Source organism: Pedobacter agri PB92 (assembly GCF_000258495.1).
GTDB classification, from domain to species: domain Bacteria; phylum Bacteroidota; class Bacteroidia; order Sphingobacteriales; family Sphingobacteriaceae; genus Pedobacter; species Pedobacter agri.
In genome coordinates this window covers 25,645-38,628 of the sequence record NZ_AJLG01000023.1, presented here as the reverse complement: position 1 = coordinate 38,628, position 12,984 = coordinate 25,645, and the positions used below count along the sequence as shown (strand labels likewise).

Below are 12,984 nucleotides of genomic sequence, written 5' to 3'. Positions count from 1 at the left end.
ACGTACACACTTGCTTTATTTTGATAATCTCAACCAGGTAGATTCTGTTTTAAAATACTCATTGCTTAATGCGAAAATAGATGAGGAATTATACGAGGAAATGCCTTTATTACCCACCACAACAGGTAACCTTTACACCACCTATACCAATATCCTAGCCAACTATACCAAACAAAAAGATTACCGTAACGCAAAAGTATTTTTAACCAAAGCGGATGAATTACTGAATAAAAGCGGAAAACTTTTAGAATATGAAGATTTAATTAGAGGTGGTGAAGCTCGCTCCAATTATTACGCAGCCGTTGGCGACAAAAATAAGGCGCTAAAAGCAGCTAATGATGTAAACCAACTTCAAAAAGAAAATTATGAAGTAGAAAATACGCAGGCTGTGGCTGAAATGGGCGCTTTGTATCAGATTCAAGCTAAAGATAATTCGATAGAGCGTTTAAATGAGGATATTAAATTGAACACACTAAAATTAGAGCGCAACAAATTGACTTTAGTCATTACCGCACTCATCATTTTAATTCTGTTGATTGTGATATTTCTCTTTTACAGCATTTACAAGCAACGCAAGTTAAAACAAGAGAAAGAAAATGTACAGTTGCAACAACAGTTGTTGCGTACCCAGATGGAACCGCATTTTATATTTAACACCCTTTCGGCTTTACAAAGTTTTATCCGTTTAGATGAAAAAGATGAAGCCATAAAATACCTGAACCAGTTTAGCCGATTGTTGAGAAGCAGCCTGGAGCTTAGCCGGGAAAAGCTGGTTCCTTTGCCGCAAGAGATTGAAACGTTGGAAAACTATTTAAGTTTACAGCAAATGCGCTATAACAACATCTTCAGGTTCAGTATCGATGCGCCATTTACTGATGATCTGGACATGGTGATGCTGCCTCCAATGTTAATACAACCTTTCGTAGAAAATTCAATTCTCCATGGAATCAACCTGAATGATAAGCAAAGTTTTATCGAAGTGAATTTTACACTTCATGGTAAAATGCTTACCGTAACTATTATCGACAGCGGTAAAGCCATCAGCGAGAAGAAACCGCAGAATCATCAGTCACTCTCAGGAATTATCAGTAAGGAACGATTACAGTTATTGGGCAAAGAACGAAATCAAACAGCAGGAATCACCCAAAGTAAAGAGGCCGGCGGCGGTACAAAAGTTACGCTAAATATTCCGGTAAGCCAAAATGAACGCATTGCCTGATTAGCTAAAAACACCAGTTTCTCGGCGAATAATAAATGAACACCTGCGAATGCTAATCGGAGCAAAAATTCAAAAAAATCTTATTTAAATTTAAATTGAGGGATGTAAAAATATCTAGAAGATGTTTTTCCTGCAGAAATCAGCTTTGAAAAATAGTATAAATTTAAAAAAATGAGATCTTATACGATGAGAATATTCTCGCTAATCTTTTTATTCAGCCTTAGCTGCAGCTACGGTTTTTCTCAGGAGAGAAACATCGAAAGCAGCGTGCTGGCAAAAAATATATTTGCGCAGTTAAAACTCAAACAAGGCGATGTTAATGAAGAACTTTATGTAGAAAAGGTTTTGCCTAACATGAAATCGCAAACGGTAATGGTTATACCGAAATATCGAAAAAATGAACCAGATGGCTATGGAAATTATTATTTAGAATTAGATGCCTACATTATTATTGCTGATAATACAAATGGCAAAATACTTTATAAATACTACGAAGAAAATGCGTGGACATCTGATGCAAGTAGGCTCAGCAGCATTACGATAAACACAGGACTTTTTAATTTGAACAGCGAAACCCGTGCTTTTGGCATCAATGTGAGTTATCAGGGAAGTAGTCAGCCAAACCCAAACCACCACACAGATTTATCGTTATTCGTTAAAAGCAATCAGTCGCTAAAAAAGGTATTGAGCAATTATACTACCGAAACTTTCGGGGGCGAATGGGACATGAAGTGTGTGGGCGAATTTGAACAGGTGAGTTCAACAATTATAGTCGATAAGAAGCGCAAAACCAAAAACTTTAATGATCTGATTATTAAGGACAAAATAACAAAAACCATAAACACACCTGTGAACGATGATTGCATAGAAAAAGAAACCGTAAGCAGCAAAACATTGAGGCTAAAATTTAACGGTACCGAATATAAATAGACTCACGAAATCTGCCTAAAATTTGAATCATTCATTTATGGGAAATCATAATGCGCTTTTATACTTTTTAATCAGGCTGTTAATTTTTCTATTCATCTCCATCCTGATTTATTGTTGTGCCTATTATTTCCTGCCAAAGATTATTCAAAATGATCAATTTTCTTTTGTCGCAGAGCTGGATATGGTTATCCGATTAATGCTCGGCTTTTCCATTATATATAGTGGAATAATCTTTTGGGAATATCAAAATTTTAGAAAAAAGCAGCTCACCAAACTTAAAAATTCGGCTTTAACGATTTTTTGTATTTGTTTAATCATGATGTTTGCCGCAGCATTTTTAATAATCAGGTTGTAAGTCAAAGCGATCTTTTTAAAGTTGAGGCACAGTTACCTAAATTTGGAATCGAAAAGTTTGATGACTCACCCATCTATCGTAACAATAAAAAATAGCCGCTACTTGTAACTTTCTAATTCAGGGCGTTACCAAATTCTCTAAATTAATAGCTGTTAATATTGTACAGTATCAAAGATTCTTTCAAATTTCACCCAACACCTCAAGACCTCCTTTTGATCTGACTACTGTTTTTTCAAAAAAGACATATAAATAACTGAAATACAATATATTAAATTTTAACTTAGCTTATTTAAGATAGATATTTTGCTGGATTTTCGACTTCTATTTTTGTTTTGGCACAACCATTGTAATCTGGCTGTTACATTTTAACTAACCGATTTGCTGACTACCTCAGCAAATTCCTAATGAAAAACAAAACATGAAAAAGACAGTTCAAATTTTCAGCATGCTTTTAATAGCACTAACAGTGATGGTATCGTGTAAAAAAGATACAGATCCCGCAGATCGTGATCTTTTTGTAGGTACCTACAGAGGAACAGTTTCTTACAATCAGGGTGCCACTCAAATCACGAGCACAGATGGTAAAGTAACAGTAACCAAGGTTAATGATACTTATAGTTTCTTTTTTGGAAACAACATTCCTGATATTACAGGTGTTAAATTTCAGGAAAGCGGAAACACTTACGTTAGTGTAGGTACCGGTTTAATCGGTATTACAATTGATGCGAGTACTTTAAAAATTGGCGTATCGAACTCCAATGGCACTTGGACTGCAAATTGCACCAGGTAAATTAAAAACAAAAAATCCCGACATCGATCGGGATTTTTTGTTATAATTCATCTTCTTCCTCGTCCTCTTCTTCAGGCACATACGTTTCAATCGCCTGTCCAATAGCATTCACCTCCTCATCTTCTTCAAAAATCGGAAGTTCAGTTTTGTAATCCATTTTTAACCAAATGGATGAAGTATCTTTTTGTATCTGGATATATTCTTTGCCATCTTTAAAAATGGTGTACTGATCATTTCCTTCTGGAAAAACCGAATAATTTACTGGTCCAATTTCTATATCAAATGGTTCTTGCATGCTTGTTTTTCTTGGTAAAGATAGGGCTTTCACCGCAACCAAATTAAAATTTTAAATTATTTTGAAATGATTGGCAGCATACCTTGGCGGCTTTCCGTCCCACTTTTCACTACAATCTTTTTTATTGCTGTTATGCTCACTTTGCAGTTATCGCCAAGTGGAACAACGTAGCAACATTTTAGGTAAGTGCTGTAAAAAAGGATTTTCGTTGCAATTGGGTTTAGGTGGCCACAATAGCGCTTCCATTTTGCGACCTAAACCCGACCGAAGTGGAAAGCCCGCAAACCGAGGTACGAGGTGCGGACTTGTAACGGGGGCGGGACCAGCCTTAACCAAAAGACCATAAGCTTTGCTTTTCCAAATAAAATTTTAACACATTGTTCAACATTTCATTAACTAAAAAATTACGCCATCTTGTTTAAAAATCGCATCATTTGTACTACTTTACGCCAAACAATTTACCGATAGATTAGAAGATGAAGTTAACGTTTTGGGGTGCAGCGCAACAGGTAACAGGAAGTATGCACCTGCTCGAAGTTGGGCATTATAAAATACTGATAGATTGTGGTTTGGATTATGAGAAGGAAACTTATCAGGAAGAAAATCAACAATTTCCTTTCGATCCGGCTGATATTAACCTGGTTATTTTAACACATGCACATATCGACCATTCGGGCAATTTACCAACGCTTGTACGCCTTGGATTCGATGGGCAAGTGCTTTGTACAGCGCCAACCGCCGATTTAACTTCTATTTTATTATTCGATTCTGTTGAACTTTTCTTGAGAAAACAAAGCCGCAAACCCCGTACAAAACGTGGCAATTTCAGCGGACCGAAACCCTTATACCTGCATAAGCATGTAATGGATACCATCGATCGTTTTGTAACGATCGCTTTCAACAAGCCCTTTAAAATTAATGGCGACATTAGCTTAACCTTTATTCCGGTTGGGCATTTATTGGGTGCTGCTGCGGCAGTTTTAACCATTAACGATAACGGCGAGGAAAAGAAAATAGCTTTTTCAGGAGATATTGGCCGTGAGCATTACCCGGTGCTAGTAAAACCAGAACCCATACCCGAAGTAGACTATTTTGTTTGCGAAGCCACTTACGGTGGTCGTTACCATACAAAAGAACAAACTTTAGAAGAACGCCTGGTTCAGGAAATTACCGAAGCTTGCATTAAAACACCAGGGCGATTGATTATTCCGGCCTTTAGTATCGGCAGAACACAATCGTTGGTTTTTGCATTAAATCAGATTTTTACCAAAAAACTCTTGCCTCCAGTTCAAATATTTGTCGATAGCCCAATGGCGATACAAGCCACTGATGTGTATCGAAAACACCATAATCTGGTTAATCAGGAAGCGAAAGATTTCTATAAAACCATGGGCGATGAGTTTGAATTTGAGCATTTGGCTTATGTGCAAACCATGAAAGAAAGTAAGGATGTTTCGAATTATTTCGATCCTTGTATCATCATATCTTCAGCCGGAATGTTAGAAGGCGGGCGTATTCAGGATCACCTTTACTACAATATTCAAAATTACTATTGCACCATTTTATTTATTGGCTATTGCGCAAAAGGTACACTTGGTTACAAACTTTTAAGTGGTGCGCCAATTGTTCGCATTAAAGACCGCGAAATGATGGTTTATGCCACCATTCGCCAAACCGATTTATTAAGTGGCCATGGCGATCATGATGATTTGGTTCGAACGGTAAAGCAAACTGGCCAACCAAAAAAAGTTTTTCTCGTTCATGGAGAGGATAAAAGCTTGAAAAGTTTAACCGCAGCCTTGCAGGAAGACGGGTTTAATGTGGTAGCGCCAGAAAGAGGAGAAGTTTTCGAGATTTAGTTAGTTCAACGGTTCACTTGTGTTTTCGTGAGTCGCTTTTTTACCCTCTCACTTGTCCATCGCCCCGAACCACCCATTTGTAACTCGTTAACTCTTCCAAACCCATAGGGCCACGGGCGTGAAGTTTTTGAGTGCTGATACCAATTTCTGCGCCCAAACCAAACTGTGCACCATCGGTAAATCCTGTTGATGCATTGGCATAAACCGCAGCGGCATCAACTTCGTTTAAAAATCGCGTGATATTTTCGGCATCCTCAGAAATGATGGCTTCACTGTGCTTAGAACTGTACTCCGCAATGTGATTTAACGCAGCATCAATATCTTCAACTACTTTCACCGCCATTTTTAACGATAGAAATTCTGTTCCGTAATGTTCGTCAGTTGCTGGATTTAGAAGTGGTGTTGGATAAGATGATTTTAAAATTTCGTAACTTTTTTCATCTGCAAAGAGTTCAACTTTTCCCTCTGCCAAAGGCGACAAAAGTTGTGCTGCATCATGTAAACGTTTTTCATTAATTAGTACGCAATCTAGCGAATTACAAACACTTACTCGTCTGGTTTTGGCATTGAATATAATCGCTTTACCTTTTTCCAGATCACCCGTTTCATCAAAATAAGTATGTACGATTCCGGCTCCAGTTTCAATTACCGGGATCTTGCTATTTTCCCGAACATAGTTGATTAATGACTGGCTTCCGCGTGGAATTAATACATCAACAAAACCCCTGGCGTTCAACAAAGCTTCGGTGGCGGCTCGTTCTGCTGGTAATAAAGTCAACACGTTTGCATCGATATCATATTTATTCAAAACCTCGTGAATAACTTTTGTAATGGCCAGATTAGAAAATTCGGCATCGCTTCCGCCTTTTAAAACCACAACATTGCCGGTTTTGAAACAAAGTGAAAATACATCAGCAGTAACATTTGGCCTTGCTTCGTAAATTACACCCACCACGCCAAGTGGAACACGGACTTTCTGAATCTGCAGCTTATTTTCTAAAATTTTATCAGATAGGATTTCTCCTAACGGACTGGTTAAACTGACCACATTCTTGATATCACCTGCAATATCAGCGATGCGTTGAGCAGTTAATTTTAATCGATCATACTTCGGATCTTCAATGGGCATTTTAGCAAGATCCTTTTCATTCTCAGCCAAAATTTCTTCGATACGCAAAACCAAAGCATCAGCTAATTCTGCCAGCACTTGATTAATGGTTTCTTTGCTCAAGCTAATCATGCTGCGACTTGCCTGTTTTGCCTTTTCGAAGTATGTTGAGTAGTTCATTTTTTTAGTATCAGGTAGTGAGACTTACTTATCGTAAATTAGCGGTATGCATTAAGATTGCTTCGCACCTCGCAATGACGATAGTATAAATACTTTCCTCATGGCTTTGGTCTTTCTGCTTTAATCTTTCAGCCTAAATCGCTGAATAAAAATAATCATAATGTACCAGGGCCTTTTTGTTTTTTTGCCCGATTCTTTCTTTTGCTTTGTCCGAACCATATTCAGCAATGCCCAAACCTATTAGATGGTTGCTTTCATCTATAATTTTAATGATATCGCCTTTTAAAAAATCAGATTGTATTTCGATGATGCCAACAGGCAGCAAGCTTGTTGCTTTACCTGATGTTAATACATTTTTTGCTCCATCGTTTAGCTTTACAATTCCTGTTGCGGAAGTTTCGGAATGGGCAATCCACTTCTTTTTGCCTGATTTAATTTTTTCCGGAACGAAGCGTGTATGAATTAAATCTTTGTTTAGTAGCGAAATTAACACATTGTCTGTTGTTCCGTTTGCAATGTGAACCGTAATACCAAGTTTCGCCACTTTTTGCGCCATCGTGGATTTGGTTACCATCCCGCCACGGCCAAAGGATGATTTGCCTGTTTGAATAAAGGAAGCCAGGTTGTTAACAGAACCTGTAATTTCTTCAATTACGGCAGAACCCTCAATTTTTGGGTCGCCATTGTAAATGCCATTTACGTTCGATAAAATAATCAATGCATCTGCATTGAGCATGGAGGCAATTAATCCGGCCAGTTCATCATTATCGGTAAACATCAATTCAGTTACCGAAACCACATCGTTCTCGTTTACCACCGGAATTACCTCATTTTGCAACAAAATATGCATGCAGTTTTTCATGTTCAGGTAATGTGCCCGGTCGCGAAAATCTTCTTTGGTTACCAGAACCTGTGCGCATTTAATTTGGTGTGGCTCGAAAAAATTAGAATAGGTATTGATCAGTTTAACCTGTCCAATTGCTGCTAAAAGTTGTCGCGTAGTTACTGCATCCTGTTTTTCTGAAACTTTAATCAGGCTTCTGCCTGAGGCTACGGCACCAGAAGAAACTAAAATAACTTCCATACCTTGCTTTTTAATTTCAGCCAACTGATCAACTAAATGCTGAATGCGAGATTCATCAGGCAAGCCATTTGCCTGCGTAATGACGTTTGACCCAACTTTAACAACTATTTTTTTGTACCCCAGCTTCATTATGATGTAACAATTTTATAGCGGCAATTTAACATCATTTTTTATAATTAGGATAATTTGCCAAGGGCATTATAAATTTTTACGAATATGGTAATTTAAACTTGACTATAGCCTACCTCACGTTGTTCTTAAACCCGACAGCAGCGAAAATACTTTTTCTCAAACACATTAGGTTTCAGAAACCTAATGTGTTGAAAAAGATTGAAGCGAATGGCGGGACTGAAATCCGCCATGGAAAACAGACCCCTCATTTTCAAATATATGACGTAAAATTTCATAAATTGCGTTACCTCAAACAAACCACCATGAAACGTTTTTTACCCAGCCTGCTTTTATTCTCTGCGATAACAGCTTGCAATAATCCTGAAAAGAAAGAAATGGAACCTATAAAATGGCCAGATGCAAAAGCACCTGTGGCGGAGCGTATTCCGCATAAAAGAATAATTCACGGCGACACCGTTGTGGATAATTATTACTGGATGATTGATTACTTTAAAAAGGGGCCAGACAGTACAAAAGTTGTGGATTATTTAAAGGCCGAAAATGCCTACCTGGATACCATGATGAAGGGAACGGAAACGTTTCAGGCAGATTTGTTTAAGGAAATGAAAGGCCGCATTAAGGAAAAAGATGAATCTGTGCCTGTTTTTAAAAATGGTTATTTCTATTACTCCCGCACTGACGATGGACAACAATACTATAAATACTGTCGCAAAAAAGGAAGCTTAAGTGCTAAAGAAGAGGTTTTATTGGATGTTGATGCATTGGCGAAAGGGCATTCCTACTACAGCGCTACAGGCTTCAGTATTAGTCCTGATAATAAACTTTTAGCTTTTGGGGTGGATAAAGTTTCCCGCAGACAGTATACCATTCAGGTTAAAAACCTGGAAACCGGCGAAATTTACAAAGATGAAATCACCAATACCGAAGGCGGAGTGGCCTGGGCTAATGACAATAAAACTTTGTTCTATACCTCAAAGAACCCGGTGACTTTGTTGAGTGAGAAGATAAAAAAACATGTACTTGGAACGGATGCTAAAGCTGACGTAATTGTTTACGATGAAAAAGATAATACCAATTATATTGGTGTTGGCAAATCAAAGAATGGTCGATACATTTTAATTTCATCGGCAGGTACCTTAACCAATGAATTTAGAATGATTGATGCTGATCATCCGGAATCGGCTTTCAAAATTTTTACGCCTCGATCTAAAGATGTTTTGTATGATGTTTTGCCTGTGGATGATAAATTCTATATCGTAACCAACTGGAACGCAAAAAATTTCCGCTTAATGGAATGTGCTTTAGATAAAACGGAAAAAGAGAATTGGAAAGAAGTGATTCCAAATCGTAAAGATGTTTTGTTGGAATATGGCGATGAATTTAAAGACTATTTGGTTTTATCTGAACGCAAAAATGGCTTAACCCAGCTTCGTGTTTTAAAGAAAGATGGAAGTGATTATTACATCAAATTCGATGAACCTGTTTATGCTGCGGGCATTGGTTCCAATCCTGAATATACCGGCAAAACCCTTCGCTACAATTATACTTCATTAACTACACCTAATTCTGTGTATGACTATGATTTGCTGAAAAAAGATAAAAAATTAATGAAGCAACAGGAAGTTGTAGGTGGTTATGACCCTAAAGATTATGTGACAGAACGTTTATTTGCCACTGCAAAAGACGGAACGAAAGTACCGATTGCGATCGTTTACAAAAAAGGCTTTGTCAAAAATGGAAAAGCACCCTTACTGCTTTATGCCTACGGCTCATATGGTTCCAGTACTGAAGCTTCCTTTTCATCCCAGCGCTTAAGTTTGCTTAATCGTGGTTTTGCCTTTGCCATTACGAATATTCGCGGTGGACAAGAGATGGGCAGACAGTGGTATGAGGATGGAAAGCTGATGAAAAAGAAAAATACCTTTACTGATTTTATTGCTGCCGGAGAATATCTAGTTGAGAAGAATTATACCTCTAAAGCACACTTATATGCCAATGGAGGAAGTGCAGGCGGCTTATTGATGGGCGCAATTGTAAATATGGCGCCAGATTTATGGCATGGTGTAATTGCTGATGTTCCTTTTGTAGATGTGGTGAACACCATGCTTGATGAAAGCATTCCGCTCACCACCAATGAGTTTGATGAATGGGGAAATCCGAAGAAAAAAGATGCTTACGATTACATGAAAAGTTATTCTCCTTATGAAAATGTAGAGAAAAAAGCTTACCCAAATATGTTGGTAACCACAGGTTTGCATGATAGTCAGGTACAATATTTCGAACCTGCGAAATGGGTGGCAAAACTCCGGGCCACAAAAACCGACAATAACGTTCTGCTATTAAAAACGAATATGGATTTTGGTCATGGTGGTGCTTCAGGTCGTTTTGATTATTTGAAAGACGTTGCCTTGAGATGGGCATTTTTATTCACGCTGGAGGGAATTAAGAAATAATATTCCTGTAAGGTGAGCTTATCGAAATCAGTTTTCGATAAGCTCAATTATAAATTTCAACCTTAAATTACTTAAATCAAATTAATGAATACCAAACTTAAAACCATACAAATGATTCACCTGGCGCTATGCTCAGCCGTTTTTCTTTTTGCATTATTTACCCTTTTCCTTAACCGGGAGATTATGTTTTTCGATGCGAATCCATCTACTACAGCGCCTTTTAATCCAATTTTTCCAATCATGGGTTTGATCACCATTTCGGCAAGTATTTTCTTTTTCAAGAATTTGATTTCGAAGATTGATAAAACAGCATCTTTCGATACCAAAATGAATCTTTATCAAAGTGCGTTCATCATTAGCTCTGCATTATTGGAAGGCGGTGCGCTGTTTAACCTGGTCGGATTTTTCATTACACACAATGCTTTCTTCCTGATATTTGCTATGGCAAATTTTATCTTTTTAATCCTGAACCGCCCCACTAAAGATAAATTGATTTCATCTTTACAATTGCAATACCCTGATACGGAGGCTTTGTAAGCAATTAGCCGTATCTTTGCCCGTCAATGGAATACAATGTTCATACTTTACCGAACGGCATACGTTTATTGCATGTGCCCTCGGCTTCAACCATATCTCATGCCTGCATCATCATCAATACCGGTTCTCGTGATGAGCCGGAAGGAAAAGCAGGTTTAGCGCACTTTATCGAGCATTTGATTTTTAAACGCACCGAAAAGCGAAGCACCAATCAAATTTTAAACAGGCTGGAAAGCGTAGGCGCTGATTTGAATGCTTATACCACCAAAGAATATACCTGCGTTCATGCTTCTTTTTTAAATCCATATTTAGATAGAACGCTGGATCTTTTTAATGACATTATTTTCCATTCTACTTTTCCTGAAGAGGAAATGGACAAGGAAAAAAGTGTGATATTGGATGAAATTGCATCTTACCTCGATCAACCAGAAGAAGCCATTAATGATGACTTTGAGGATATGCTCTTTGCAGGAAATGCGTTAGGAAATAACATTTTAGGCACTACAGAAAGCGTTAGTAATTTTACCCGGGAGGATGTGCTTAATTTCCGCAGGGCAAATTATCGCACCAATGAAATTGTGATTGCCGTTTTAGGAAATTACAGCTTGAAAAATGTGGTAACAAAGGGCACCAAATACTTTGCTGATGTGAAAGAAAACGCTCCTTCGCAAAACCGGATTAAGCCTGTCAATTTAAATCCTAAAACCACTACCATCTACAAGCCCATTATGCAGGCACACTGTATTTTAGGCACACAAACTTATTCCACTCATCATCAAAATAAGGCGGGGCTAATGTTGCTGAATAATTATTTTGGTGGCAATGGAATGAGTTCTGTTCTGAATCTTCAAATCAGGGAAAAATATGGAATTGCTTACACCATCGAATCCAACTTTTCGCCCTTAAGCGACACCGGAATTTTTTCAATTTATTTTGGAACCGATCAGGAAAAATATGTGAAAGCGCTTTCCTTAATCTTTAAGGAGATGAAAAGACTTAAAGATAATCCACTAAACGAGTTGCAATTGCAAAAAGCGAAAAACAAATTTATTGGTCAGATTGCTTTGAGTGAGGAAAACAGAATTGGATTGATCATTTCAATGGCAAAGAGTTTGATTGATCACGGCAAAATCGATTCTCTTGAACAGGTTTTCGAAAAAATTAATACGGTTACGACGAAGGAAATCGCTCAAATTGCCGACGAAGTATTGGCGCCAGAACAACTGAATATTTTTACTTTCAGTCCAATACTGGAATAATTGCTATTTTTGCACCATTAAGTTTTTAGTCTGTCACCCTGGATTGATCGAAGGACATACAAGGTGAAGAAGTCCTCGAAGGGCTAAGATTAATAAATCGTTGAAATTAATATCCTCAGATTAATCATCTGAAAAATTTTTATATAATGAAATTACCCATAGTAGCTTACGGAGATCCTGTTTTAAAAAAGGTAGGCGCCGATATTGATAAAGACTATCCTGAATTAAAAGAACTGATTGCAAACATGTTCGATACCATGTACTATGCAAATGGCGTTGGCTTGGCTGCGCCACAAATTGGCTTGCCTATTCGTTTGTTTATTGTTGATACTGGCGAAGAAGAGGATGGAACACCGGGTTACAAAAGAGTATTTATCAATGCACAAATTATAGAGGAAACTGGTGAGCCCTGGAGTTTTAATGAAGGCTGTTTAAGTATTCCTGACATCCGCGAAAATATTATGCGTAAGCCAAACATTAAAGTAAATTTCTTTGATGAAAACTGGGTAGAGCATACTGAAGATGTTGATGGTTTACCGGCCCGGGTCATTCAACATGAATATGACCACATTGAAGGAAAACTATTTACTGACAAAGTAAGTATTTTGCGTAAAACGATGCTTAAAAGTAAGCTTGATGCGATTTCAAAAGGAAATATTAAAACCGATTATAAGATGAGGTTTCCGAATAGAAGCAAAAAAAGATAGGTTTTTGATAAAAGATTTAAAAGGGAAAATGAAAACGTTTTCCCTTTTTTTATATCTATCTAACTGGTAAAATGAA

At 37.6% G+C, this 12,984-nt stretch carries 10 protein-coding genes and 1 pseudogene; 8 read left to right on the top strand and 3 right to left on the bottom strand.

Features of this window, described 5'->3' with window-relative positions; genetic code table 11:
• From ON09_RS05375 to ON09_RS05360, 3 genes are all read left to right on the top strand, one after another.
• Window positions 1–1,219, top strand: a 1,219-nt coding sequence (locus ON09_RS05375) for a sensor histidine kinase (protein WP_010600035.1), incomplete at its 5' end; no start/stop codon positions are given.
• Window positions 1,220–1,390: 171 nt separating this feature from the next.
• Window positions 1,391–2,149 carry a PA3715 family protein gene (locus ON09_RS05370; RefSeq protein ID WP_116168797.1) on the top strand — a complete coding sequence of 253 codons (759 nt, stop codon included), beginning with the start codon at window positions 1,391–1,393 and terminating at the stop codon, window positions 2,147–2,149.
• A gap of 773 nt (window positions 2,150–2,922) precedes the next feature.
• Window positions 2,923–3,294, top strand: coding sequence for a hypothetical protein (locus tag ON09_RS05360; protein WP_010600032.1), 372 nt, complete (start codon window positions 2,923–2,925; stop codon window positions 3,292–3,294).
• 40 nt (window positions 3,295–3,334) lie between these two features.
• Here ON09_RS05360 and ON09_RS05355 read toward each other — a convergent pair whose 3' ends face one another.
• A complete protein-coding gene (locus tag ON09_RS05355; protein WP_039841912.1) occupies window positions 3,335–3,589 on the bottom strand; it encodes a hypothetical protein in 255 nt (84 codons plus the stop codon).
• A 476-nt stretch (window positions 3,590–4,065) separates the two neighbouring features.
• On the opposite strand from ON09_RS05355, the gene ON09_RS05350 reads away from it, so the two are divergent.
• Window positions 4,066–5,448, top strand: coding sequence for an MBL fold metallo-hydrolase (locus tag ON09_RS05350; protein ID WP_010600030.1), 1,383 nt, complete (start codon window positions 4,066–4,068; stop codon window positions 5,446–5,448).
• Window positions 5,449–5,488: 40 nt separating this feature from the next.
• Here ON09_RS05350 and ON09_RS05345 read toward each other — a convergent pair.
• Window positions 5,489–6,739, bottom strand: a pseudogene (locus tag ON09_RS05345) (glutamate-5-semialdehyde dehydrogenase); the annotation flags it as partial.
• 130 nt (window positions 6,740–6,869) lie between these two features.
• Entirely contained in the window at window positions 6,870–7,949 is a 1,080-nt protein-coding gene (proB, locus tag ON09_RS05340) for a glutamate 5-kinase (protein ID WP_010600028.1), read from the bottom strand.
• A gap of 305 nt (window positions 7,950–8,254) precedes the next feature.
• Between proB and ON09_RS05335 the strand changes: the two genes are divergently transcribed.
• The 4 genes from ON09_RS05335 to def all read left to right on the top strand — a co-directional run bounded on the left by ON09_RS05335 (window position 8,255) and on the right by def (window position 12,908).
• Window positions 8,255–10,405 (top strand): S9 family peptidase, encoded by a 2,151-nt coding sequence (locus ON09_RS05335; protein ID WP_029204129.1) that lies wholly within the window; start codon window positions 8,255–8,257, stop codon window positions 10,403–10,405.
• Between the two features lie 84 nt (window positions 10,406–10,489).
• Window positions 10,490–10,942 carry a hypothetical protein gene (locus ON09_RS05330; protein WP_029204128.1) on the top strand — a complete coding sequence of 151 codons (453 nt, stop codon included), beginning with the start codon at window positions 10,490–10,492 and terminating at the stop codon, window positions 10,940–10,942.
• 26 nt (window positions 10,943–10,968) lie between these two features.
• On the top strand, window positions 10,969–12,201 hold the full coding sequence (locus ON09_RS05325) for a M16 family metallopeptidase (RefSeq protein ID WP_010600026.1): 1,233 nt from the start codon (window positions 10,969–10,971) through the stop codon (window positions 12,199–12,201).
• Between the two features lie 146 nt (window positions 12,202–12,347).
• On the top strand, window positions 12,348–12,908 hold the full coding sequence (def, locus tag ON09_RS05320) for a peptide deformylase (RefSeq protein ID WP_010600025.1): 561 nt from the start codon (window positions 12,348–12,350) through the stop codon (window positions 12,906–12,908).
• Window positions 12,909–12,984 lie beyond the last annotated feature (76 nt).